Raw genomic sequence first — 24,288 nt, 5'->3', positions numbered from 1 at the left:
CCGGGTTCCCGCTGTCCGGGGTCCGTAGATCCTGCGCCCTGCTCGTGGCTATGCGGTCAGGGGTAGTCCGAACGTTGGGAAGTGCGATGCGTCGAGGAAGCTGTGCATCGCGGAAATCTTCCTGTTGTCCACCCGGAGCACGTCGATCGAGAGTGCGGTGAACGGTCCGGCCGGGGACGGTGCGATGTAGTTGGCTATGGCGGGTGCTCCGTTGGCGCGGGTCTCCATGAGGTGCCAGTATCCGATATTTGCCGGATCGAGCAGGTAGGCGTAGAACTCGTGAATCTCGGGGCGTCCCACGCAGGGATCCTCGGGTGGCATGCTGAGGCGGGCGTCGGCCGTGAAGAGCTCGACAACCGCGGTGATGTCACCCCTCCCGTGGGCCTCGAGGTAGGCGCGGACGAGCTGCGCGACCGCTGGAGCGTCATCCGCTTCGAGGTGTGGCGCGAAGTCCGCTCCGAGGCGGCGGGTCCTGGCGCGTGCACGTTGGAGCAGGCTGTTCACGGCGGTGGGCGGGCAGTCCAGCAGTTTCGCGGTCTCAGCCGTGTCGAACTCGAGGAGGTCCCTCGCGATGAGCACGGCGCGCTGACGGACGGGAAGATCGAGCAGAGCGGCCATCACCTCGAGTGAGGTCGACTCCTTCCGTGCAACGAGTTCTGCGGGATCGACATGGTCCGGATGCGGAGAGATACCTCCTTCGGTCTCGAGGATCTCGGCGACCGAGGCGTGGGGGCCGGTGCGTCGCTCGTGACTCTTCAGGAAGTCCAGGCAGGCGTTGGTCGCGATGCGGTAGAGCCAGGTGCGTCCGCTGGCACGTCCGTCGAACTGTGCTCGGGAGCGCCACGCGCGCAGGTAGGTTTCCTGCGCGAGCTCCTCCGCGTCGGTGAAGGACCCGGTCATCCGGTAGCAGTGAGCGACGATCTCGCGCCGATGCGCGTCGAACAGAGCGCCATACTCCGCCTCGACCGACGCCTTCTCGCTCTGCCCCGCGCTCATGGGTGCGTAAATGAGTGGTGCTCGTGACTGATCTGCCAAGTCCCCTCGCGTCGTCGCAACCCGAATGAGAGTCGCAGTCGGCGACTGGGGTTCTGCGCGAGATCGTCGGGGGTGCCGCACCGTAGCAGTGCCCAGGCGAAACCGTGATCGTCGCCGTGTTCGACGTGGAGCTCGGTGATCTCGAAGCGAGCACCGGTACGGACCCACTCGAAGAAGGGGTACCAGCTCGCGGTGTAGTCGTCCAGTCCCCGGCGACCTTGTTCGGGTCCGGGGACGTCGAACATGACGATGTCGTCACTGTGGTGCGCGAGGGTACCGTCGAGGTCTTCTTCCTGGACGGCGCGGGCCCACTCGGTGATGAGAGTGCGGATATCTGGCTCGTTCATGGCGTCAGCTCCATCGCGGCAATCCCGGTCTCCGGGTCTACGGGGAACGAGACGTGTTGGTGCACCATTCTCCATCCGTTCTCCGTGCGGCGGAAGACCCGAGTGCCGCGTGACCAGGAAACCATTATGGTCCCGTCGGCGTTCGTCGATGCCATGCGGTTCAAGCCCCAGGCGACGGCCAGATCCTCGCGAACCATGACCTGGAGGTCGGGCACCGTCCATGAAAAATCATCACCCTGGTAGTCGAACCCCTGGCGGCACTCCTCGCGGATCTCGGTGACGTCGGTGTGCTGAAGCGGGGGCGAATGCTCGTAGGAGATGATGCTGGGGGCGATCGGGGTCATCGTCGCGTCGAGGTCCTTTCGGGCGCTCGCCGCGAACCACTCCTCATGGAGCTCGCGTATCTCGCGTTCAGCCTGGGAGTCTCGGGTGTTCATGGCGGTCCTCGTCTCTCGTTTCGGAAGTTCCGGGTCGCAGGTACAGACGATCGGCGGCGCTGGATTCATCGGCCTCCCCGTCGATGATCAGATGGGCACGTGACTGCTCCCACGTCGTCGCGACCTTGTCGCCGGCGACGGTGCAGTACCGGAGGAACACGTCGCGTCCGCCCACAGGTCCATCGTGCCCGTCTGACAGATGCGCCCGAAATCTGACACGCACTGGCCAAGAAACCCGGAACTGGCCAACTTGTGCCGGAACCTACACGGAATCTCTTACCCGGCCGGAGCGACAAGGGGAGTTAGGCTGTCTGTGCGTCTCCTACGTCGATGCTCGCCAGCCTACACCCCCGTGTCAAGCGGAGGTAAGGGCGGCGCGCCCGCCGTGGTTGTCGGTTCTCATTAAAGATGTCGTTGTCTCACTAAGGATGTCGTAGGTGTGTCGCTGTCTCACTAGAGATGTCGCGGCGAGGATGCTGGTTCTGAGGCAGAGGACACCAGCGTCCACGTCGAGGCCTCATACGTGACCTCGGCCGGCATGCACGTCACCGAGCAGATGGGCTCGGTGGACGACCTTGTGGTGGCACTAGCGAAGCCCGTGCGACGTATCCGGTCCCACCGCGGACAGAAGCATCGGCCCGGGCTCTTCTGGTCCGCGACGACCGGGGATCACGTGCCGTACGAGAGCTGGCTGGAGCTCGATCGGAGTTGAGTCCCGCATAGTGGTGTAGCGCGGTGGCCACGATGTGCCCGGACATGGGTGCGGTCACCGTGTGATCCTTCGAGTCAACCTTCCACAGAATCCTCGAACGGAGTCATCACGATGACCGCACCTCACATTGTGGACCCTGCCGGCCTGCTGAGCGAAGCCCTGGCCGAAGCCTCGCCGGACCTGATGCGCCACTTGCTGCAGCAGACCATCAACGCCCTGCTGTCCGCAGACGCCGACGCGGTGGTCGGCGCCGAGTACGGCCGCCCCAGCACGACCCGTACCGCCCAGCGCAACGGGTACCGTCACCGCGACCTGGACACCCGCGTGGGCACGATCGACGTGGCCGTTCCCAAGCTCCGCACCGGGACCTACTTCCCCGAGTGGCTGTTGGAACGCCGCAAGCGGGCCGAAACCGCGCTGATCACCGTCGTGGCCGACTGCTATCTGGCCGGGGTGTCCACCCGCCGCATGGACAAGCTGGTCAAGACCCTCGGTATCGACGGCCTGTCGAAGTCCCAGGTCTCGCGGATGGCCGCCGAACTCGACGAGCACGTCGAGGAGTTCCGGCACCGGCCCCTGGACACCGCCGGGCCGTGGACCTTCATCGCGGCCGACGCCCTGACCATGAAGGTCCGTGAAGGCGGCAGGGTCATCAACACCGTCGCGTTGATCGCCACCGGGGTGAACAACGATGGCCACCGCGAAGTCCTGGGCCTGCGCGTAGCAACCGGAGAGACCGGGGCGGCATGGAACGAGTTCTTCGCCGACCTCGTCGCCCGCGGCCTGACCGGTGTGCAGCTCGTGACCTCTGACGCCCACACCGGTCTGGTCGAAGCGCTGCGGGCCAACCTGCCCGGCGCGACCTGGCAACGCTGCCGCACGCACTACGCAGCCAACCTCATGTCGGTCACTCCCAAGAGCATGTGGCCAGCAGTCAAGGCCATGCTGCACAGCGTGTACGACCAGCCCGACGCCCCCGCGGTGGACGCCCAGTTCGACCGGCTCCTGGACTACGTCCAGACCAAGCTTCCCGAGGTCCACGCCCACCTGGACGCCGCTGAGGCCGACATCCTCGCGTTCACCAATTTCCCGAAGGACGTGTGGTCCCAGATCTGGTCGAACAACCCCGCCGAACGCCTCAACCGTGAGATCCGCCGCCGCACCGACAGTGTCGGGATCTTCCCCACCCGCCAGGCCGTGGTCCGTCTCGTCGGGGCCGTCCTGGCCGAGCAAACCGACGAATGGGCCGAAGGCCGCCGCTACCTGGGCCTGGACCTCCTGGCCCGCTGCCGCATGCACCTCATCCCCACCCCCCAGGAGGACACCACCACGACCACCGAGCTACCCGCCCTCACCGCCTGACAAACCACCCCACGACCCGAAGGACACCGCTACACCACTACCCGGGACTTGACCGACCGGCGCAAGCTTCGAAGAGGTAGCACTCAACTGGCAGCACTTCGAGGGGGATCAGCCCGCATGAGCCTTTTCGAGGTCCGCGTCGGTGAGCGCGTCTGGCTGGACGGCCAACCATGGCTCGTTGAGGAACTCAGTGGGGCGTCAGCGCTGATTCGCCATGGCTCGACCTTTCATCGAGTTGCACTGGAACGCCTGCGCTCCGCCGTACCGCTGGGGGGTGACGCGACCGAGCGCCCGCTGGAAGACACTGAGTCTTGGAGCGCGGCCGGGAAGGCAGATCAGAGCAAGGCTCTCCACCGTGCTCGAGTCGTGGAGGAGATCCTCCGCTCGGAATCGAGGGCCGCGGTGACTGCTGCTGCAGATGCCGAGGGAGTGTCCGTCCGGACGATCCAACGCTGGATCACCGCTTATCGGGACGCCGCAGCCCCCGGGCTACTGGACCTGGTCGTCCTTCGTGCGGATCGCGGACCGAATATCCACGGGGCTCGGTTGTGTTGGCGGGCGAGTGCGGGTACCTTATGAAAGGAAACCATTTCGTATCGAAAGGACGGGGCATCGTCATGACAGAGGGCTCAGGTGGACTCGGAGGATCGTCAGGTCGCCCTGTCAATGCTGAACTGACGCCGGCGATCATGGAGGCGGTGCTGTCTCTGCTCGCGGACGAGGGCTACGCCCGGCTGACCACCGCTGCGGTCGCGAAGCGGGCCGGGGTGTCCACAGCGACGCTGTACCGCCGATGGCCCTCCAAGCGGGAGCTCCTGCTGGCCGCGGCTGGTCAGATCGGCGAGGCCGAGGCGGACGACGTCGACACCGGCACAGTGGAGGGAGACCTGCGCGCGCTGCTGGCCCATAAGCGTGCTGTGCTCTCCGGCAGGATCGGCGCGACACTCGTCGCGCTCGTCGGCGAGTCGGCGCATGACCGAGAACTCGCCGCGATCGTGCGCACCAGCATCCTCGAACCGACGCGGGAGCACCTGGAGGCGATCTTCGACCGTGCTGCCGCACGGGGCGAGGCCGTGGGAGCCGATGCCGCATCCGCGGCGCACCTGGTCGTGGGGACGGTCTTGGCCCGCGTCGCTTTCGCGGAAGGCGCAGGACACGACGACCTTCTGCCGGGCAGCGACGTGACACTCCTGATCCAGGCCATCGCCGGTGACACCGCCCAACCGGGTCCCGGCGGAAGGGCCCGGAGGCGATGACGATGGAGCAGACCGTGGTGATGACCGGAGCGAGCCGCGGGATCGGCCGCACGGCGGCGCGCCGCCTGCTCGCCGGTCGCCCGCAGGCGCATCTGGTGCTGCTGAGCCGTACCGTCCCGCAGGCATTGGTCGACGAGTTGCGAGCAGCCGGCGGGTCGGTGACTGTCATCCGCGCCGACCTGTCCTCTCTGCGCAGCGTGAGTGAGGCGGCTGACGAGGTGGTGGAGCTGGTGCATCCCGGCCGCCTGCCACCGATCGGAGCGCTGGTCTGCAACGCCGGGGTGCAGCTGACGAACGCACTGACCGAGACCGTGGACGGCTTCGAGGCGACCTTCGCGGTCAACGTCCTGGCCAACCACGTCCTGCTGCGGAGGCTCCAGGGGCACCTGCCTCCCAGCGCGCGGGTCGTCGTGACGGTCAGCGACACGCACTTCGGCGACCTGAGGCACAACCTCGGCATGGTGCCGGGCCCGCTGTGGCACCCGGTCGAGACGCTGGCTCGGGTCGCCGCGTTCCCCGACCCGAGCGGCAGCACAGCGGGGCGGGCCGCCTACTCGACCAGCAAGCTCGCCGCCATCTACCTCGTGCACGAATACGCGCGCCGACTCCCGACCGGCTTGACGATCACCTCGTTCAACCCGGGCTTCGTGCCCGGCACCGACCTCGCACGCGATGCCGATGCCATCTCCCGGTTCGCCATGCGACGGGTCATGCCCCTGCTGACGCTCACTCCGCTGGCGACCTCCCCCAGCCTGGCAGGGCGGTTCCTGGCAGACGCGGTACTCGGCACCGTCTCGGCCCCGACCGGCGCGTACATCGACCGTGACCGAGTGGCTGCATCATCGCCGGCGTCCTATGACCGGCAGCGCGAGCGTGAAGCCTGGGAGGCGGTCGAAGCGCTCACAGCCCGGTTCCTCCCCTCCGATGCTGACCCGAACCCAGGAAGGGAGAACCGATGAGAACGATCGTCATCACCGGAGCCAGTGACGGCATCGGCGCGGCAGCCAGCCGACAGCTCGCGGAGACCGGCGCACGGCTGATCCTCGTAGGGCGTTCGCCGGAGAAGACCAGCGCGGTCGCCGCCGCCACCGGTGCCGAGCACTATGTCGCCGACTTCGCCAGGCTCGACGACGTACGCCGCCTCGCCGGCGAGCTGAACGAGGTCTGCGAGCGGATCGACGTGCTGGCGAACAACGCGGGCGGCATGTTCTCCGGACCGACAGTCACCCAGGACGGCTTCGAGAAGACCTTCCAGATCAACCACCTCGCCCCGTATCTGCTCACGCACCTGCTGATCGACAAGTTGCTCGACAGCCGCGCGGCCGTTGTCAACACCTCCAGCATCGGCGCGAGACTGTTCGGCCACATCGACCTCGAGGACCTGAACAACTGGGAGGGGTTCTCACCGAACAAGGCCTATGGCGACGCCAAGCTCGCCAACATCCTGTTCACCAAGGAGCTGCACGAGCGCTTCCACGGCCGGGGCCTCTCCTCAGTCGCATTCCATCCTGGCAATGTCGCGACGAACTTCGCCTCGGACACAGACAGCTACTTCCAACGCGTCTACCACGGCGCGCTCAGGGCGTTCCTGATCTCCCCAGAGCAGGGAGGAGCACGCCTGCGGCACTTCATCGAGGGTCAACCGGGCCGGGCGTGGACATCGGGGGAGTACTACGGTGCACCGGGCCGGATCGGCCGCACGAACAGGCAGGCCTACGACGCCGGTATCGCGGTTGAGCACTGGCGGCGAAGCGCGGCCATGCTCAGCATCGACTGGTGAAGAGCATGCGCCCACAATCCCTCGGCTGCAAGTGAGCGGTCTCAGTGACCTTGATCCCTGATCGGAACCAGATGGCTGTACGTACCGGAACGCGGTGGAGTTTAGGTTCAACGTGTGATCGACGGTCGATTACCGGGCATGCTGGACTTCAGTTCATCTGTGGTCGAGTGGCCCAGGCGTTGACATTGCATTGCTGCTCGGTGTGGTCGCCCGCAGCCACGACTGTTCCGTCGGCGCGCAGCCCAAGCGAGTGTCTCGCTCCGGCTGCGATCGCTGTGATGCCGGTCCATGACTGGACATCGCACTGGCCGAACTGGTTGTCGCCCGTTCCGAAGACCCTTCCGGTCTGGCTCAGCGCGAGCGTATGGACGGAGCCGGCCGCCACTGAGGTGATGCTTCTCCACGATGACACCTCGCACTGGCCTCTGCTGTCGTCGCCGACGGCGACGACGGTGCCGTCTTCGTGTAAGCCGACGGTGTGCAGGTAGCCGGCAGAGACCCCGGACACGTGTGTCCACCGGGCGACGTCGGTCTGCCCTCGCTGATTGTTGCCAGTTGCGAGGGCTGTGCCGTCGCGTCGAACTGCGACTGTGTGCCAGTCGCCGCACGCGATCGCGACGATCCCGCTCCACAACTGCACGTCACACTGTCCTTCCGCGGTGCGACCGGTGGCGACGACCGATCCGTCGGCACGTAGCCCCACGGTGGTCCTCCAGCCGGCGGCTATTGCCGTGATCTCGCGCCACTGCGTGACGGCGGTCTGCCCGGCGTCGCTCCAGCCGGTAGCAAGTGCAGTCCCATCGGCTCGGAGCCCCATTGTGTGAGACTTGCCGGTATTGCGGGCCGTGTGGACGCTGCCAGCGGCTACGGCGATGACGTCGGACCAGGGTAGGACGTCACACTCGCCGGCTTGATTGTTGCCAGTGGCAATCACGGTCCCGTCCTCGCGTCGCAGCACTGAGTGCCGGTTCCCGACCGCGAGTACGGTGCGCACGTGGACCTCCTCCGCGGTTCTCGTCGCCACCTGATCGTAGGCCGTCATACCAGTCGTTGCGGCAACGCCCGTCTCGTGGCCCCAGCGCGACGTGGCAACGTTACCGACCTCGGAACTCGGACGAGCTCCAGCACTCCCGCGACCGTAGTGACAGCTCTGGTGCTCGCAGTCGTTCGAGAGCTTGTGATCGTCCCGATCTCCCACATGGGAGCGCCGGAGGGACGGTGAGCGAGCACCGACCTATGGACATAGCTCTCCAAAGGTGATTCGGCTACGGAATGCGGTGGAGATCCGGTTCAACGTTTGATTCGGCGCGTTTGCGCTCTAACTTCTGCTAGCGGTGGCCTTCGCTAGTTCTTCAGTGCGCACTAGTGCGACCGCACGATGGGGAAATTCTGTAGGACACGCCTAAGGTAGGATTGGGTTCCTTGCATTCGCGCCAGGGCAACGCGCTGCCACCGCGAACCCGACCGCTGGGCAGGTTGCGGAGTCACCTAAGTCCTCAGCGGTCCCGCGTGCCCGTTAGGAGATCGGACTGGTGCCGGTGTGCCTAGATACGGTTGAGCGAATCCAGTATTGACAAGTGGCTTGGGCAAACATGCTGAATAATCGTGAACTTGCGTCCGTGATCTTGATCGCGTCGCTGGTCGTGCTCGCAATGGTGCTGCCTAAATGGCGCGGCGTCGCTCTCCCTGCTCTCAGAACTTTTGCGAGCTCTCTCTTCAAATGGGCGGTGCTCCGCGTCTTTGGGCTCTTAATCGTTTGGGTCGCACTATGGGTCGTGCTCGCGTGGCTCCTCGGCATCTGGCAGATGAAGCTACTGAAGGACACCGTCGTCATCGTGGTTGGTGTTGGCTTCCCGCTCCTCTTCAAGTCCATAGGAGCGAAGTCCGGCGTTGAGATCCTCGACCATGTCCGTCGCGAGACCCTCACGCTGTCCACGCTGTTCCTGTTCTACCTGAACCTGGAATCGTTGCCACTGTGGGGCGAGCTGATCGCGCAACCGGTCATCTTTCTCCTGGCGGCGATGACGGCCTTTGCTCAGCATGACGAGAAGGGGCAGCGAGTACTCGGGTGTTTCTCTATCCCGCTCGTGTTGATCGGACTGGGCCTGCTCGCATGGACCACCGCCCAGACCTTGAACAAGTGGGACGAGCTCGTCTGGCCAGACCTACTGGCTCCGTTGGCGCTCTCAGTGTGGCTCCCGTTCGCGATGTTCCCTTACCTCTACGCAGTGGCGTTCTACGCCGCGACTGAAGTGATCTTGAAGCGGCTCCTGTGGACAAACGAAGAGTTGCCAGTACGTGCACGCTTAGGAGTCTACGCAGGGCTACACGGATCTGTGCGCTGGGCGAAGGAACTGACCGGCCGCTACAATGACGTGGCGCGGGCAACAACATTTAGGGGAGCGCTGTCAGAGATGCGCGACTTCCGACACGACGTGACCCGACGCGAGCAACTCGAAGCTGATCGGCTTTCCGACCTGGAGACCTTCTCAGGCCAGGCCGGGGTTGACGAAACAGGGGCTCAACTCGACCGTAGAGAGTTCTACGGCACCAAACGCGCTCTGCAGTTCATCCATACTGCCCAGGCTCTCCGGTACGAACGGCGGGGAGAGACGTTTTGGGATGACCTCACCGACATGGTGATCAGCCCCGTGTCGAAGTGGGGCTTACCAGATCAGCACGGCATTGTCGTTCAGACGACGAACGACAAGAAGAAGTGGCGGGCGTGGCGTCGCTTGCCGTCAGGCTGGGTGCTCGGGATCGGTGCAACCGGGCGCTTTGGAGAGTATCGGTATGCCGGTGCGGAACCGCCCACGACGTGGCCAGGAGCGTCCGACGAGTGGACCGACTCTGCCATCGCGTTGGGTCCCGTCGATTGGGATCGGAACGACGGTCCCAGGTTGTGACGATGGCTTTGCCCCGGCGTTACTGTTACGCTTGAGCGATGACCGGCCTATCAGGTGAGACGGCTTTGCCGAGTTCGCAAGCTGAGGTTATTCGGCTACTGAACGTGGTGGAGTTCCGGTTCGCTTTATAACCTCTGGCGTCCATGACAGGTTGCGCACAGACCTTATTCTGCGCCCCTTTGACGCCGCCCAGAGACCAAGCTGATCAAGCGAACGGATAAAGTGAGCATGGGGGAGGAGCCTCGACATGAGTCTGAAAGATGAACTGGATGCGTACGTCCAGAAGACCGTCGACGAGCAGTGGGAGCGTCGCGCAGGCCAGAAGGTGCCCGACGCCGATGACCTTCCGCTGAAGAACCTTGCTGTCGAGCTCGACGCAACCGTCCTCTACGCGGACCTTGCGTCGTCGACGAAGATGGTCAAGGGTCACAATGACTGGTTCGCTACGGAAGTCTACAAGAGCTATCTCTACTGTGCAGCCAAGATCATTCGAGCGCGGGGCGGCATCATCACCGCCTACGACGGGGACCGCGTCATGGGTGTGTTCATCGGAGACTCGAAGAACACCGACGCTGCGAAGTGCGGGTTGCAGATCAACTGGGCATCGAAAAAGATCGTGGCAGCGAAGATCGCCGAGAAATACCCGAAGAGCACCTTCGTGCTCAAGCAGCGGGTTGGCATCGATACCTCGAAGCTTTTCGTCGCCCGAACAGGCATCCGAGGCAGCAATGACTTGGTGTGGGTCGGGAACGCGGCAAACAATGCGGCGAAGCTGGCCGCGCTTGATCCTCGTTACCGGCTCTTCAGAGTTGAGTGTGGGCGCGCCGCTGGCGCGGGGTAGCTGGAGGTAGACGTCGAGGTCCCCGATGATGAGCGGACTTCTACCCCCGCTGATCTCAAGGACCTCGACGATGCCCAACCATAGTTGCGTATGCCCTGACGCGCTCGATCGCTGCGACCGATGCGACCTTCTCCTCGACTTCCCCAGCCTCCACCTCGTGGCGGTCACCAAGGCCCGAGCGGGACTGGTCCTTGAGGTCGAGTCCTGCGACCCGGTCGCCGGCTGCCCGGGCTGCGGTGTCGTCGCAACTGGCCACGGCCGGATCACGATCGAGATGATCGACGCTCCCTGGGCCGGACGGCCGGTGCGGATCCGGTGGCGCAAGCGCCGCTGGATCTGTCTCGAGAGCGTTTGCGCGGTGACGACCTTCGTCGAGCAGGACCCGGAGGTCTGCGCCCCGCGGGGCCTGCTGAGCACGCGCGCGATCCGCTGGGCGATCGGACAGCTCCGGCGCGTGGGAGCGACGATCCAGGGCCTGGCCCGCCAGCTCGGCACAACCTGGAACACGCTCTGGTCCCAGGTCCAGCCCGTCCTGGCCCAGGCCGCAGGCGATCCATCCAGGTTTGAGGGCGTTCAGGTCCTGGGCGTGGACGAACACATCTGGCACCACCGGGACCCGCGCAGGCGCGGACCGAAGGAGCTCACCGGGATGGTCGATCTGACTCGCGGCACCCACCCCACCGCCAGACTCCTCGACCTCGTCCCCGGCCGATCCGGCAAGGCCTACCGAGACTGGCTCGACGAGCGCGGCGAGGAGTTCCGCAAGCGGGTCGAGATCGCGACGCTGGACCCGTTCCAAGGCTACAAGAACGCGATCGATGACCAGCTCGAGGATGCCACCTGCGTGCTGGACGCCTTCCACATCGTGAAGCTCGCCGGGGCTGCAGTCGATGACGTCCGCCGCCGGATCCAGCAGGAGACCCTCGGCCACCGAGGCCGCAAGGGCGACCCCCTCTACGGGATCCGTCATGTTCTCCGCGCCGGACGGGAACGCCTCACGCCGCGCCAGCAGACCCGTCTGGCCAGCGCATTCGCGGCCCACCCCGATCACGTCGCGGTCGAGGTCGCCTACCAGTGCGCCCAGGACCTCCGAGACGTGTTCCACCAGCCCACGCACGCGCAGGGTCGTCGACTGGCCGAGCAGCTGATCGAGAAGCTGCCATCCTGCCCGATCCCCGAGATCGCGCGATTGGGGAAGACGCTACGCCGGTGGAAGACCGCGTTCCTTGCCTACTTCGACACCGACGGCGCGAGCAACGGGGGCACCGAGGCCGTCAACGGGATCATCGAACTCGGCCGCCGCATCGCCCGCGGATTCCGGAACTTCGAGCACTACCGCCTCCGAATGCTCCTCATCGCCGGCGGGCTCGACGCCTCACCCCACACTTAACTCTGAAGAGCCTCGTTACCCGACCTACATCACCGCCGACGTCTACAGCAAGCTGAACGAGACCTCGAAGCTCGGGGGCGACCCGAAGCGGAACATGTGGACTGACCTCGGTACCTCCGACATGGGCTATCAGATCTACGGGTCGACGTTCTGGTGGTCGGTCTGACGCCGGATCTCAACTGAGGGAGCTGATCCAGTCGTCCATCGGAGGGATGATGGGATTTCCCTGGTACACGGTTCCGATGCTGGACGTCCACTGCGGGCGTAGCAGGCTCTTGTTGTTCTCGTTCAGGTTTGAGTAGAAGACGTCGCCGACGACGATCGGGCTCGATCCCCAGCCACGCCCCGCCAGGTGCGCCAGATGTGCTGCCCTGTTGACGACGTCGCCCATGTACACGACGTCGTTGATCGTGCTGCCGCTGTACCCCGCCTTGATCATGAGGACCCGCCCGTATTCGACACCTATGCCGATGCTGAGCTGGGTGATCCCTGCCTTCTCGTAGTGGTGGTTGAGGAGCTTCAGGAGGGTATTGGCCTGCGCCGCGATGGCGAACACATCGTCGATGTGGTTGACCTGCGTCGTCTTGTAGGACGCCCACACGCAGTCGCCGACGATATTCGGCTCTTCACAGATGAGGGTGTAGGTGGGGTCTGAAGCCGCCGGTCTCGAGCAGGCTGCGGGCGATGTAGTTGGTGAGGTTGCGGAAGCCGAGGGCGGAGCCGCGGAGGTGTTCCAGGCGTCCGTTGAGGGCCTCGGTGGGCCCGTTGGATGTGCCGGGCCGGTCGAAGTAGGCGAGCACGTCGGCGGCGCGCTTGGCCAGGGTCCGGCCCAGCGTGGTGAGCTCGACCAGTGGCTGCGGGATGCCGGCGCCCAGGTCTGTGATCAGTTTGTCCATCAACTCCCGGCCCTGGCGCCGGTCCTGGTGCCGGTAGGCGGCGATCATGCGCTGGTAGATCCCCCAGGTCGCCTCGACCTCGAGGTGTTCCTCTGCCGCGAAGAGCGCGTGCAGGCGGTCGTTCTGCTTGTCGGTGAGCAGGTCCGCGCCGGTGTGCAGGGTTCGGCGGGCCTTGTAGAGCGGGTCGTCCTTGAATCCTCGGTGGCCGTGGATCATGAGCTGGACCCGGCGTCGGCACGCATCCAGGGCGTCGCCGGCCAGTCGAACGACGTGGAAGGGGTCCATCACCGCGACCGCGTCGGGGACCTCCTCGGCGGCGGCGGTCTTGAAGCCGGTGAACCCGTCCATCGCGACCACCTCGACCCTGTCGCGCCAGGGCTGGTCGCGGTCGGCCAGCCAGGTCTTGAACACGGCCTTGGAGCGGCCTTCGACCATGTCCAGTAGCCGGGCCGGGCCAGTGCCGTCGCGAACCGGGGTGAGGTCGATGATCACGGCCGGCGTACTTGTCGCCCTTGCGGGTGTGGCGCCACACGTGCTCGTCTACGCCGAGGACACGCACCGAGTCGAACCGGGCTGGGTCATCGATCAAGACCCGCTTGCCTTCGGCCAGGACCGCGTCGTTCGCGGTGTTCCAGGCAACACCGAGGCCTTCGGCGACGCGAGACATCGTCAAGTGCCCGACCACGATCCCTTCGAGTGCCCACCGCAGCCCGGCCCGGGAGATCTTCGCTCGTGGTTCAGCCGCGGCGGTGGTGTCCTGCCGCCACACATGACCGCACCCGGCGCACCGGTACCGGCGGATCGTGACCAACAGAGTCGTGGGGCGCCAGCCCAGCGGTTCATGGGCCAGTTCCCGGGTCACGGTGTCACGCGGGACACCCTGACAACCGCACCGCCGGCACCACTGGTCCGGCTCCACGACCCGGCAGGCCAGCACGGCACGGTCGGGTTCGAGCCGTTGGCCCACTGCTTCCAGGCCGAGCACGTCCAGACGGCAGTCAGGTCAGGGTGGTCGAACAAATCAGCGCGGCCACCGACGGTAGCGTCGTACATGTCGAGGTCTTTCGAGATGGGCGTGTAGGAACCTCCATCCTCGGAAGACCTCGACCCCTACCCCCACACCGACGCGCCACCCGACCGCGCGACATGCCCTACACCCTCATCTATGAAGAGCCGTCAAAGATGGATCTCACACTCTTGGCCTCCCAGGCGTCTACAGGACATGACACGGTCACCACAGACGGCTCAGGCCATTCCCTTTTCGACGACGTGCGACCAGATCGCCTGGGAGCAGACGAATCCCGACGGCACACGATCGGCCACGCTGGTGGGTACGCGGCAACCAGGGGTCACGTTCACGTACGCGTTCTTCATCCCGGCGGGCGTCTGGGACCAGCCGCATTCCCACCTCAGCGATGCCCGCCTCGTGGTCGCTCGTGGGGAACTGCGCTTGGGGTACGGGCACCGACTGGACCGCGACGCGGCGACACAGCACCCAGTGGGCAGCTTCCTCCATGTCCCGGGAGGCGCAACGCATTTCGACGGGGCCGAGGTCGACACGATCTTGATCGGCACGGCGGTCGGTCCATGGTCGACGGACTACGCGAACATCCGGCCTCGCTGAGCTCGCCGCCGGGAGAGGCAGCTGAGGATGCACGCCGGCCCGTCGGGCGTTGGCGGAGGGCAACACCCGTGCTCCGGACGGTCCACGCGTGCGAAAGGCCGTTGCAGCTCTGCTCGCCAGCGCCCTACTTGAGTCCGACTTTGGTTGCCTCGCCGGGCGCGGCGCTCAAGAGGGAGGACACCAGCCCGGGAAACCGCGCTTCGAGGTCATCAGCGCGCAGGTGGACGTAGCAGCGGGTGCCCTCGTCCCGGGTGCGGGTGATCCCCGCACTGCGAAGGGTCTTCATGTGGTGGCTCAGCGTGGACTTCGACACCGGGGCGTCCAACTCGCCCCACTGGCGCTCATGCCCGTCGGAGAGCAGGCACACGATCCCCAGGCGCAGCGGGTCGGACAACGCAGAGAGCACACGAGTCAGAGAGAGGTCCGCGGTGGCCGGGTGCTTGCTGTCCGCGTGGTCGTCGGGGGTCACGGCCTAATCCTAGCTCGTTCGATGTTCGTCGACCATCGAACATTCTGGTAGCGTCTTCAATGTTCGCTAACCGTCGAACATTACTCAGCATCCAACACTGACTTGAGGAGACGCATGCCTCGCCGTTCCCCGTGGCTCGCCGCCCTGTTCATCGCCACCCAGGTGCCGCCGAAGGTTGAATACTCCCTCACCGCATCAGGTGCATCCCTCAACGAGGCACTTGGCCCCCTCGGCGATTGGGGTCGAGAACGACTCCACCGAGAAGGCCTCGAGGTTTGCGACGTCGACTCCCGCAGACCGTGACGCCACCAACGTCCAGACCCGCAAGACCCGTGAGAGGGCTGGACGTTGGTGACGCCCGCCGAAGATGCGACGCGGGTGCCTGGTCCCCACCGCTGAGTTGGCGGTGGTGGCCGTAACGTTCGTTCCAGATGGCAAGCGCGGTCGAGCGGTCGGCACGAGACGCCGGGAGGAGCCGGCTGGCAATAGATAGTGAATGATGATTTACTATCTGTATGGCCAGACCACGACGACACGATCAACAGGTACTCCTGGAGCGCATCGGCATCGCACTGGAGGAACGGCGGTCGTTGGAGCCCTGGACTCTTGCGGACATTGCACCATCCGCCGGCCTGAGTCCTGCGGGGTTGCTCAAACGGTTCGGGTCCCGTCAAGGGATCTTGCTGGCGTTGAGCCGCCGTTGGGCCGAGTCGATTCCGGAGGCTCCGCTGGGGAAGAACCCGCCGGAGGTGGAGCTGCGTACATGGGTTGAGTTCCGCTTTTCCGCCGATGGGTCCGGAGGCGTGGCTCAGGGCCTGGTCAATCTTCTCGACGACCTGATGGACGATGAGCTACGCGCGCTTCTCGCGGAAGGTTGGGCCAAGGAGATCCGCTACCTGGCCGCCCTTCTGAGCCAGATGAATCGACCCCGGGATGGGGACGCGAATCGATGCGCCGCCCTGCTCTTCGACGCACTCAACGGGGCGATGCTTCGCCGCGCCACGGAGCCCACCGCACCTGGACCCGAACAAGTTCTCGATCACCTGCTGGAGGTATGGACATGACCCATCAACGACGCAACTGGACCGGCCGTGTCTTCATCGGAGCAAGTCTCGACGGCTTCATCGCGCGCCGCGATGGAGAGATCGACTGGCTCACCGATCCACCGCCCGGCCCGCAGCACGCAACGGTCACCAGCAGCACCGAGGTCGCGGGGTGGGACACCTTCTTCCCAAGCATTGACCACCTGGTGATGGGTCGCGGCACCTACGAAAAGGTGCTCACCTTCGACGGCTGGCCGTATGGCGGAAAGAAGGTGATCGTCATGTCCACAACCCTGGAATCCGACGACGACCGCATCACGATCGCCCGCAGCCTCGACAATGCCCAACGGACGCTGGCCGCATCCGGGGCCCGGCAGGTCTACGTCGATGGCGGAATGGTTGTCCAAGAGTTCCTGCGTGCTGATCTGATCGACGAGATCAGCATCGGATGGGCACCGGTCCTGATCGGGAGTGGACGCCCTCTCTTCGGCCACCTTGACCACGACCTTCAGCTCTCGCTGGTGGCCACGAACGCCAGCGCCAGCGGCATGGTCCACGTCACCTACGCCGTACACCCGCACCAGGCGCAGACGGACGGCGGTAAATGAGGACGGCCGCTTGAATCGTTCTCGCGCTGGCTTCTTCGACCATAGGGGGCCTCGGCGACGACCCGCTTGACGCAGCTTCGCGATCTGCCCGTCGATCTCCTCGTCGAGGTCGTCACTGACAGGACCACGATCGAGACGGCCAGGGCTTCGGCAGCGATTACGGCCGCCTCCAGCCGGACGGGACGGGTCTGTGACCTGCGGTTCCCCCGAGGAGCCCGAATGAGGCTCTTCATAGATGAGGGTGTAGGGCATGTCGCGCGGTCGGGTGGCGCGTCGGTGTGGGGGTAGGGGTCGAGGTCTTCCGAGGATGGAGGTTCCTACACGCCCATCTCGAAAGACCTCGACATGTACGACGCTACCGTCGGTGGCCGCGCTGATTTGTTCGACCACCCTGACCTGACTGCCTTCTGCCGTCTGGACGTGCTCGGCCTGGAAGCAGTGGGCCAACGGCTCGAACCCGACCGTGCCGTGCTGGCCTGCCGGGTCGTGGAGCCGGACCAGTGGTGCCGGCGGTGCGGTTGTCAGGGTGTCCCGCGTGACACCGTGACCCGGGAACTGGCCCATGAACCGCTGGGCTGGCGCCCCACGACTCTGTTGGTCACGATCCGCCGGTACCGGTGCGCCGGGTGCGGTCATGTGTGGCGGCAGGACACCACCGCCGCGGCCGAACCACGAGCGAAGATCTCCCGGGCCGGGCTGCGGTGGGCACTCGAAGGGATCGTGGTCGGGCACTTGACGATGTCTCGCGTCGCCGAAGGCCTCGGTGTTGCCTGGAACACCGCGAACGACGCGGTCCTGGCCGAAGGCAAGCGGGTCTTGATCGATGACCCAGCCCGGTTCGACTCGGTGCGTGTCCTCGGCGTAGACGAGCACGTGTGGCGCCACACCCGCAAGGGCGACAAGTACGCCGGCCGTGATCATCGACCTCACCCCGGTTCGCGACGGCACTGGCCCGGCCCGGCTACTGGACATGGTCGAAGGCCGCTCCAAGGCCGTGTTCAAGACCTGGCTGGCCGACCGCGACCAGCCCTGGCGCGACAGGGTCGAGGTGGTCGCGATGGACGGGTTCACCGGCTTCAAGACCGCCGCCGCCGAGGAGGTCCCCGACGCGGTCGCGGTGATGGACCCCTTCCACGTCGTTCGACTGGCCGGCGACGCCCTGGATGCGTGCCGACGCCGGGTCCAGCTCACGATCCACGGCCACCGAGGATTCAAGGACGACCCGCTCTACAAGGCCCGCCGAACCCTGCACACCGGCGCGGACCTGCTCCCCGACAAGCAGAACGACCGCCTGCACGCGCTCTTCGCGGCAGAGGAACACCTCGAGGTCGAGGCGACCTGGGGGATCTACCAGCGCATGATCGCCGCCTACCGCCACCAGGACCGGCGCCAGGGCCGGGAGTTGATGGACAAACTGATCACAGACCTGGGCGCCGGCATCCCGCAGCCACTGGTCGAGCTCACCACGCTGGGCCGGACCCTGGCCAAGCGCGCCGCCGACGTGCTCGCCTACTTCGACCGGCCCGGCACATCCAACGGGCCCACCGAGGCCCTCAACGGACGCCTGGAACACCTCCGCGGCTCCGCCCTCGGCTTCCGCAACCTCACCAACTACATCGCCCGCAGCCTGCTCGAGACCGGCGGCTTCAGACCCCACCTACACCCTCATCTGTGAAGAGCCCTATTGATCTCAAAGCCCTTGCCCACTGCGATGTCCTCCCTGGTCGACTGCTGCGCTCGAGGATCTTACGCCGTGTCGACAACCCCCCGGGTTCTGCACTTGATGGGGCGAGTGTCCGGCCGTGACCAAGCCGCGGGAAGAAACCACGCCCTAGATCATCCGTCGCTGCTCTCGTTGGGGTCACCTTCCCGTACGAGGGGAGTGCCTTTGCCCCACCAGGAGCGAACCTCATCTCCGATCACCTGTGCCGCCTTCTGTGGGAGTGGCGTCATGATGGTGAACGCGGTGCGCCGCGAGACTGTATTCAGTGAAGCCCCAATGGTCCATACTCTCCCGTCGTCCGCTACCAGGAGACGGTCATGGAGATCCGGCTGTGAGCGAACGTCCACCTGCAGCCCTTGGTTGCTATCTACCAAGGTCGTAAGAGCCGCTTTCTTCCGACTGTCCTTCTCCCCCACCAGCACCCTGTCGATGCTGGTGTTTCGTGCAACATCCACCAACCCGTTGAGGTCAAGGTATGGATCGACGAGCGTTGCGCGACCAGCTGCGGCGAGCTCCCCAATCAGGACCGCATAGGAGAGCGGGTCACGATGGTCCAGGGTGACAACCTGACCGGCATCAGAACTGGCAGCTTCCGCCCAGCGGAGCAGCGATTTCCCCAACGGGGTGACTTCTACTCCGCCCCCGACCTTCTGAAGCCACTGAATGCGGATCAGATGCTTCACGATCCCCTCGTCAACGCGCATCCATTGCTTGTTCCACCCCGTCGGCAGCACTGACACCAGTGAGGCCTCCGCCGGCACCGGGGAGGCGAGCCACAGCTTGACCTCGCTCTCAACGGGCCGGTAGCCGCCCGCGTTGGCTGCCGCCACAGAACCCAGCACCCTGTGCTGCTCCTGATTCATGACCTCCATGGCGGGATCTTCACACAGACTTGCCGTGGCAGCGCTATCCGCATCTCCCCGGCCAGAGCCACTGGCGCAGGGCCCCATGAGTGGTGTCCGAGGATTTGGACACGAACATGAGATGAGTCCCGCGACAGCACTGTGTCAATGGCCTAGTCAGCGCCGGGTCTCCGTGACACTCGGTGCGAGAACCTACAGTGCCGCCTCGTTGTCGGCTCACCCACGTGTTCGGGGACGCCTCGGCGGTGCTGAACTGCGGCGGTGGCGGACGGCCCGTGGAGCTCCCCCTGGCAGGGTGACAGGCTGAGGGCATGAGCACTCCCTCCCGAGGCATCCTGGTCACCGGCTCCTCCCGCGGCGTCGGCGCCGCCACCGCCCGTGCCTTCGCCGAGCGAGGTGACCGGGTGGTGGTGCACTGCCACCGCAACCAGGACGCCGCCCGGGCCGTGTGCGAGGCCCTGCCCGGCACCGGCCACACCGTGCTGTCCGCCGATGTGGCCGACCCCGATGCGGTGGAGCAGCTCGCGCGCGACGCCATCGCCCACCTGGGCCGCATCGACGTGCTGGTGAACAACGCCGCCCTGGCCACCCCACCCGATGAGGGGCGCGGCCGCCGCGGCGACCACCCGCTGGAGGACACCGACTACGACGACTGGGTGGCCATCTGGCAGCAGACCCTGGCCACCAACCTCATCGGCCCGGCAGCGCTCACCCACCAGGTGGCCCGCCACATGATCGACACCCCGCCGGCCGACGGCCTGCCGACGGGCCGCATCGTCAACATCGGCAGCCGCGGCGCTGTGCGCGGCGAGCCGGACATCCCGGCCTACGGTGCCAGCAAGGCGGGGCTGCACGCCTTCGGGCAGTCCATGGCCGTCCGGCTGGGGCGCCACGGCATCGCCGTCACGACCCTGGCCCCCGGCTTCATCGAGACCGACATGACGCGCGACCTCCTCGCCACCGAGGCCGGTGAGGGCCTGCGCACCCAGAGCCCGTTCGGCCGCGTGGCGCGGGCGCAGGAGGTCGCCGCGGCCGTGGTGGCCCTCGCGGACCCGGGTGCCGAGTGGGCCTCCGGCACGGTCGTGGACTTCAACGGCGCCAGCCACCTGCGCTGACGACGTCAACCCCCTGACTGCACCGTCAGGCATTTCTTGACCAACTCTTGGGCACATCGTGACCTGCTGTTCACCCAGGACGAACGTCCCCATGGGAGTGTGAACCCGACGGGGGGGGGATCAGCCCGACCCGCACACACGTTCAGGAGCAGATCATGAAGTCGCCGATGCGCGCCGGAGCCGCCGCACTAGCTCTCACCACCCTCGCCATCGCCCCCGCCGCAGCAGAAGCGGGGGGCTTCACGTCGTTCATTCAGGGCGCCCAGGCAGGCTTCTTGTCCCAGGTCTGGCACGACTATGACCACGACAACGTTGACACGAAGATCTACTTCGGCAGCTGCGACAGGAGCCGCCAAGAGGTGGGCGTGTACCGCCAGCAGTTCGGCATCGACCCCAACTACGGCACCCGAGTGCTCTGTGGTGGGCGCACCGGGATGTGGGGTGACATGCCGGCGGACGACTACCGCTTCAAGCTCGAGAGCGGTAGCTACATCGACGTCGGCATCGTGCGCGTCTCTTGGTGACGACTCATCCAGAGTGTGGGTCGCGCCGCCGCGCGGCCCACACTGGCCGTTGAAGGGAGACTCATGACTCTGCGCGCTGAGAACATCTCCGTGGGGTACCGCAGGAAAGTGGTCTTCGAGGAGCTCGACTGGACGTTGCGCCCTGGGGACCGTGTGGTGCTGCTCGGCCCCAACGGAGCCGGAAAGACCTCACTGATGAAGACCTGCGCAGGCCTCCTGCGCCCACGGGGTGGTCGTGTCGCCACCCACGAGCACGAGGCCGCCACACCGCAGGAGCTGGCTGAAGCCGTCGCTCTCATGCCGCAGCAGATCACGGCCGTCCCCCGACTGTCCTGTCGCGAGCAGGTCGCCTATGCCGGGTGGCTCGCGGGGCTCCCCACCTCCGAGGCCGAACAGCGAGCCGACGGCGCCCTGGTAGCAGTAGGTCTGACCGACCAGGCCGCCACGCGGTCCAAGGCACTCTCGGGCGGACAGTTGCGGCGTCTGGGGCTGGCCGAGTCGCTGGTCAGGCGCACTGGGGTGCTGCTCCTGGACGAGCCCACCGCGGGTCTCGACCCCGCTCAACGGGCCCGTTTCCGCCGCGTGCTGGCCGACCTTCCGCCGGAGAACACGGTGGTGGTCAGCACCCACGAGACGCACGACATCGCCGAGGCCTTCACCCGTGTGTGCATCCTTGACTCTGGGCGCTTCGTCTTTGATGGCTCCCCGGAGGAACTGCTCGAGCGGACGGGTGCCCACACCATCGAGCTGGCGTACGCCCAGATCATGGAGAACGCTGCATGAAGGCCCTGACAACCCTCCGCTGGTCCCGGGCCCCGTGGTTGGCGTTGCTGGCCGTGGGCGGCACCGTCCTGTTCATCGCCGGGACACGGTTCCCCCACTCCTACACGGCGGATGTCTTCTCCCGCATCGACTTCACCCTGCGCGCCCTGGCTCCCCTGACTGCCGCAGGTGCCGCCTACCTCACCGCAGAGATTGCCGAGTACGTCTCCAGACACCGCGCCGGACGCTCGTGGTGGGCCGGCGTCCTCCGGGCGGTCTGGCCCGCTGTCGCCATTCCGGCCGTTGTGTATTCCTCCGCCCTGGCGTGGGGGTTGATCGTCAAGGCTGGCGCGTTGCCCTCTCCGGCCACCTGGGCAATGGCCGGCCTCAACCTCGCCGCCCTGGTCACGTGGGGCCTGGTGGGAGTGCTCGTCGGCAGCACGGGGCAGCGGCTGGCGGCCCCCGTCCTGGCGGTCGCGGTACACCTCTTCTACGCGTTCCTCCCAGCCATGACGACCCCTTGGCTTCGGCAGCTGCCCGGCGTGCAGACCGGGTGTTGCGCCACGGACACGGCCCCCGGGTGGGGGTTCATGGCCACGGGCGCCCTGTTCTACGGCCTGCTGGCGGTCGGATGCGTGGCCGCCGGGTTGCTCTCTGCCCGCCGTTGGGCGGGGCTGCTCGCCAGCCTCGCGGTCGCTGGCGGGGCCGCCAGTGCCCTGGCCATCAACTCGACCGGGAGCGACGAGTACGTGATGTCCGTGCCCCGCACCGATCCCCTCGTCTGCCAGGAGGGCCACCCGACGGTGTGCCTGTGGCCTGAGCACCAGGACCGACTCCCCCAGGTCTCACAGGCCCTGGCGCAGGCCCAGCAGACCTTGACGGAGCACGGCGCGCCGGCCCTCAGCGACCGGATCAGCGAGCACGAGGGTGACGGTGCGGGACCGCTGGGATATCGCAGGGACCTCTCGGAAGCCCCGATGGTGACCAATGCCGCCTACATCAGCTTGGCCCAGCAGGCTGGCCGCGAGAAGTGCGGCAAGACCGGCCTTCGGAGTGCGGCAGTCGCCATGGCCTTGGCAGCCGGGCACGAACTGAAGGACATCTACCCCTACGAGAAGCCGCCCCAGTCCATGCGCGAGTTGAGCCGACAACCGGTGGACCAGCTGATCGCCCGGGCCCAGAGGGACCTGCTCACCGTCGCGGAGTGCGCTCGATGACATGGTGGTGGCGTTCCCGCGGTGGAGTGGTGACACTGCTGGTGGGCGGACTCGCGATTCCCGGCCTCCTGACCCTGGCGCACACAACCACCCGGCTGGACATCTGGCAGTTCCTCACGCTCGCACTGCCAGTCGCCTTGGCGTGGTCACTGGCCTCTCGCGACGATCCGCGCGAGGTGCGCGCCCAGCGGCCCTCGGGTGTGCTCGATGCAGCATGGGTGGCCGCAGTGACCGGCCTGTCGATCGGCATGACGGCGACGCTCATCTTCGCGCTGGGTGGTGAAGGCAGCCTGCGCGGCGCCTTGTTTCTCCTGTGGAACCTCGCCTTCTCCGCCGGCCTGGCCAGCGTGCTGATGCGGTGGGTGTCCCCCGCCACAAGCGCTCTGATCACCGTGGTCTGCTCCCTGGCTCTGTACACCGCTCGGTTCGTGTTCAGCCCCACGGCGGCCCTGATTCACGCCGAGACCCCGGTCGCCCTGGCGGTGGCGGCGTCCGCGATCGTGTTCGCTGCGGGCTTGGTTGCCGTGGCTGTTCGCCGCAGATCCTGAACCGCGACCTGTTCGCCTCCGAGCCCCGGAGAGGATCCGGCACGGTCGTGGACTTCAACGGCGCCAGCCACCTGCGCTGACGACGGGGACCGGACACTCGCCTGATGAGCCCGAACTGTCTGTGCCCTGCGCGAGACTGAGCCCATGCAGCTGCCCCACCGCCGCCGTTCCCACCTCAGGGCCGACAGCCCCCGCCCGGCCGACCACGACGTCTGGCGCCTTGTGCACGCCGAACGCCGCGCCCTCATCGACGACCTGGCGGGCCTGACGCCCGAGCAGTGGGAGACGCCCTCCCTGGCCGACGGGTGGACGGTGCACGACGTGGCCGCCCACCTCATCGACAACGCGCGCGCCACACCCTGGCGGTTCACCGTGGGCATGGTCCGCGCCCGTGGTGACCTGGACCGGCAGAACCGGGCCGGCGTCGAGGCCGAGCGTCGTCCCACCCCCGCCGCCACGCTGGACGCACTGCGCTCGGTGGCGGGGCGCACCAGCGGACCACCCACCTGGATGGCGCCGGTGGCCAGCCGGCTGGTGGAGGAGATCGCCCACGGAGAGGACATCCGCCGCCCGCTGGGCATCCGCCACTTCTACCCCATTCCGGCCGTGCAGCAGGCGCTCGCGTACCAGCTGCGGGCCCCGGTCTCGATGGGGGGAGCCCCCGCCGAGATGCGCCGCGTGCGCCTGGTGGCGACGGACGCCGCCATCACGGTGGGTGAGGGGCCGGAGGTACACGGGCGACTGCTCGAGCTGCTGATGGCCGCCACCGGACGGCCGTGGCACCAGGGGGCGCTCACCGGCGACGGGGTCGGGCTGCTCGGGGGCTGAGC

General features: G+C 66.5%; 24 protein-coding genes and 2 pseudogenes. 18 read left to right on the top strand and 8 right to left on the bottom strand.

Annotated features, from left to right (window positions below; all coding sequences use genetic code 11):
* Nucleotides 1-48: 48 nt before the first annotated feature.
* The 3 genes from KSED_RS02630 to KSED_RS02620 are packed head-to-tail and all read right to left on the bottom strand — an operon-like array spanning nucleotide 49 to nucleotide 1,819.
* Nucleotides 49-996, bottom strand: coding sequence for an RNA polymerase subunit sigma-70 (locus tag KSED_RS02630; RefSeq protein ID WP_012802032.1), 948 nt, complete (start codon nucleotides 994-996; stop codon nucleotides 49-51).
* On the bottom strand, nucleotides 993-1,382 hold the full coding sequence (locus KSED_RS02625) for a YybH family protein (protein ID WP_012802031.1): 390 nt from the start codon (nucleotides 1,380-1,382) through the stop codon (nucleotides 993-995). The genes KSED_RS02630 and KSED_RS02625 overlap by 4 nt, the downstream gene beginning before the upstream one ends.
* Nucleotides 1,379-1,819, bottom strand: a complete 441-nt coding sequence (locus tag KSED_RS02620) for a YybH family protein (protein WP_012802030.1) — start codon at nucleotides 1,817-1,819, stop codon at nucleotides 1,379-1,381. The genes KSED_RS02625 and KSED_RS02620 overlap by 4 nt, the downstream gene beginning before the upstream one ends.
* A gap of 823 nt (nucleotides 1,820-2,642) precedes the next feature.
* Between KSED_RS02620 and KSED_RS02610 the strand changes: the two genes are divergently transcribed.
* The 5 genes from KSED_RS02610 to KSED_RS02595 all read left to right on the top strand — a co-directional run bounded on the left by KSED_RS02610 (nucleotide 2,643) and on the right by KSED_RS02595 (nucleotide 6,929).
* Nucleotides 2,643-3,893, top strand: a complete 1,251-nt coding sequence (locus KSED_RS02610) for an IS256 family transposase (protein WP_012802028.1) — start codon at nucleotides 2,643-2,645, stop codon at nucleotides 3,891-3,893.
* A 117-nt stretch (nucleotides 3,894-4,010) separates the two neighbouring features.
* Complete coding sequence (locus KSED_RS15735; protein WP_081439745.1) at nucleotides 4,011-4,472, top strand: helix-turn-helix domain-containing protein; 462 nt, start codon at nucleotides 4,011-4,013, stop codon at nucleotides 4,470-4,472.
* 110 nt (nucleotides 4,473-4,582) lie between these two features.
* Nucleotides 4,583-5,149, top strand: a complete 567-nt coding sequence (locus KSED_RS02605) for a TetR/AcrR family transcriptional regulator (protein WP_012802027.1) — start codon at nucleotides 4,583-4,585, stop codon at nucleotides 5,147-5,149.
* 2 nt (nucleotides 5,150-5,151) lie between these two features.
* Nucleotides 5,152-6,108 (top strand): SDR family NAD(P)-dependent oxidoreductase, encoded by a 957-nt coding sequence (locus tag KSED_RS02600; RefSeq protein ID WP_049758298.1) that lies wholly within the window; start codon nucleotides 5,152-5,154, stop codon nucleotides 6,106-6,108.
* Entirely contained in the window at nucleotides 6,105-6,929 is an 825-nt protein-coding gene (locus KSED_RS02595; RefSeq protein WP_012802025.1) for an SDR family NAD(P)-dependent oxidoreductase, read from the top strand. The genes KSED_RS02600 and KSED_RS02595 overlap by 4 nt, the downstream gene beginning before the upstream one ends.
* Before the next feature lie 148 nt (nucleotides 6,930-7,077).
* On the opposite strand, the gene KSED_RS02590 is transcribed toward KSED_RS02595, so the two are convergent.
* The gene (locus tag KSED_RS02590; protein WP_237699554.1) at nucleotides 7,078-7,923 is read right to left on the bottom strand and encodes an RCC1 domain-containing protein; all 846 of its coding nucleotides are present in this window, start codon (nucleotides 7,921-7,923) and stop codon (nucleotides 7,078-7,080) included.
* A 583-nt stretch (nucleotides 7,924-8,506) separates the two neighbouring features.
* Between KSED_RS02590 and KSED_RS02585 the strand changes: the two genes are divergently transcribed.
* The 3 genes from KSED_RS02585 (at nucleotide 8,507) to KSED_RS02575 (ending at nucleotide 12,066) form a co-directional block, all read left to right on the top strand.
* Nucleotides 8,507-9,835: a hypothetical protein gene (locus KSED_RS02585; protein ID WP_143827328.1), complete on the top strand. Its 1,329-nt coding sequence runs from the start codon at nucleotides 8,507-8,509 to the stop codon at nucleotides 9,833-9,835.
* 247 nt (nucleotides 9,836-10,082) lie between these two features.
* On the top strand, nucleotides 10,083-10,676 hold the full coding sequence (locus KSED_RS02580) for an adenylate/guanylate cyclase domain-containing protein (protein ID WP_012802022.1): 594 nt from the start codon (nucleotides 10,083-10,085) through the stop codon (nucleotides 10,674-10,676).
* Nucleotides 10,677-10,746: 70 nt separating this feature from the next.
* The gene (locus KSED_RS02575; protein ID WP_115306791.1) at nucleotides 10,747-12,066 is read left to right on the top strand and encodes an ISL3 family transposase; all 1,320 of its coding nucleotides are present in this window, start codon (nucleotides 10,747-10,749) and stop codon (nucleotides 12,064-12,066) included.
* Between the two features lie 175 nt (nucleotides 12,067-12,241).
* Here the strand turns inward: KSED_RS02575 and KSED_RS02570 are convergent, their stop codons facing one another.
* The 3 genes and pseudogenes from KSED_RS02570 to KSED_RS02555 all read right to left on the bottom strand — a co-directional run bounded on the left by KSED_RS02570 (nucleotide 12,242) and on the right by KSED_RS02555 (nucleotide 15,055).
* On the bottom strand, nucleotides 12,242-12,667 hold the full coding sequence (locus KSED_RS02570) for a hypothetical protein (RefSeq protein ID WP_012802020.1): 426 nt from the start codon (nucleotides 12,665-12,667) through the stop codon (nucleotides 12,242-12,244).
* A 25-nt stretch (nucleotides 12,668-12,692) separates the two neighbouring features.
* A pseudogene (locus KSED_RS02565) lies at nucleotides 12,693-14,015 on the bottom strand (ISL3 family transposase).
* Nucleotides 14,016-14,710: 695 nt separating this feature from the next.
* Entirely contained in the window at nucleotides 14,711-15,055 is a 345-nt protein-coding gene (locus KSED_RS02555) for an ArsR/SmtB family transcription factor (protein WP_012802018.1), read from the bottom strand.
* Nucleotides 15,056-15,169: 114 nt separating this feature from the next.
* On the opposite strand from KSED_RS02555, the gene KSED_RS15540 reads away from it, so the two are divergent.
* From KSED_RS15540 to KSED_RS02540, 4 genes and pseudogenes are all read left to right on the top strand, one after another.
* Nucleotides 15,170-15,358, top strand: coding sequence for a winged helix-turn-helix transcriptional regulator (locus KSED_RS15540; protein WP_081439744.1), 189 nt, complete (start codon nucleotides 15,170-15,172; stop codon nucleotides 15,356-15,358).
* Nucleotides 15,359-15,570: 212 nt separating this feature from the next.
* Nucleotides 15,571-16,119, top strand: coding sequence for a TetR/AcrR family transcriptional regulator (locus KSED_RS02550; protein WP_012802017.1), 549 nt, complete (start codon nucleotides 15,571-15,573; stop codon nucleotides 16,117-16,119).
* Complete coding sequence (locus KSED_RS02545; RefSeq protein WP_237699553.1) at nucleotides 16,110-16,706, top strand: dihydrofolate reductase family protein; 597 nt, start codon at nucleotides 16,110-16,112, stop codon at nucleotides 16,704-16,706. Before KSED_RS02550 ends, KSED_RS02545 begins: the two co-directional genes overlap by 10 nt.
* A 345-nt stretch (nucleotides 16,707-17,051) precedes the next feature.
* Nucleotides 17,052-18,381, top strand: a pseudogene (locus tag KSED_RS02540) (ISL3 family transposase).
* A 161-nt stretch (nucleotides 18,382-18,542) separates the two neighbouring features.
* On the opposite strand, the gene KSED_RS02535 reads toward KSED_RS02540, so the two are convergent.
* Nucleotides 18,543-19,301 carry a hypothetical protein gene (locus tag KSED_RS02535; protein ID WP_012802015.1) on the bottom strand — a complete coding sequence of 253 codons (759 nt, stop codon included), beginning with the start codon at nucleotides 19,299-19,301 and terminating at the stop codon, nucleotides 18,543-18,545.
* A gap of 302 nt (nucleotides 19,302-19,603) precedes the next feature.
* Here KSED_RS02535 and KSED_RS02530 point away from each other — a divergent pair, with 302 nt between their 5' ends.
* The 6 genes from KSED_RS02530 (at nucleotide 19,604) to KSED_RS02505 (ending at nucleotide 24,286) form a co-directional block, all read left to right on the top strand.
* The gene (locus KSED_RS02530) at nucleotides 19,604-20,407 is read left to right on the top strand and encodes an SDR family NAD(P)-dependent oxidoreductase (protein WP_012802014.1); all 804 of its coding nucleotides are present in this window, start codon (nucleotides 19,604-19,606) and stop codon (nucleotides 20,405-20,407) included.
* A 155-nt stretch (nucleotides 20,408-20,562) separates the two neighbouring features.
* A complete protein-coding gene (locus KSED_RS02525) occupies nucleotides 20,563-20,931 on the top strand; it encodes a hypothetical protein (protein ID WP_012802013.1) in 369 nt (122 codons plus the stop codon).
* A 63-nt stretch (nucleotides 20,932-20,994) separates the two neighbouring features.
* Nucleotides 20,995-21,714, top strand: coding sequence for an ATP-binding cassette domain-containing protein (locus KSED_RS02520; protein ID WP_012802012.1), 720 nt, complete (start codon nucleotides 20,995-20,997; stop codon nucleotides 21,712-21,714).
* Complete coding sequence (locus tag KSED_RS02515; protein WP_012802011.1) at nucleotides 21,711-22,910, top strand: hypothetical protein; 1,200 nt, start codon at nucleotides 21,711-21,713, stop codon at nucleotides 22,908-22,910. The genes KSED_RS02520 and KSED_RS02515 overlap by 4 nt, the downstream gene beginning before the upstream one ends.
* 29 nt (nucleotides 22,911-22,939) lie before the next feature.
* Nucleotides 22,940-23,458 carry a hypothetical protein gene (locus tag KSED_RS02510; RefSeq protein WP_041290834.1) on the top strand — a complete coding sequence of 173 codons (519 nt, stop codon included), beginning with the start codon at nucleotides 22,940-22,942 and terminating at the stop codon, nucleotides 23,456-23,458.
* A 144-nt stretch (nucleotides 23,459-23,602) separates the two neighbouring features.
* The gene (locus tag KSED_RS02505) at nucleotides 23,603-24,286 is read left to right on the top strand and encodes a maleylpyruvate isomerase family mycothiol-dependent enzyme (protein ID WP_012802009.1); all 684 of its coding nucleotides are present in this window, start codon (nucleotides 23,603-23,605) and stop codon (nucleotides 24,284-24,286) included.
* Nucleotides 24,287-24,288: the final 2 nt, after the last annotated feature.

Source organism: Kytococcus sedentarius DSM 20547 (assembly GCF_000023925.1).
Lineage (GTDB): Bacteria > Actinomycetota > Actinomycetes > Actinomycetales > Dermatophilaceae > Kytococcus > Kytococcus sedentarius.
This window is presented reverse-complemented; position numbering and strand designations above follow the sequence as displayed.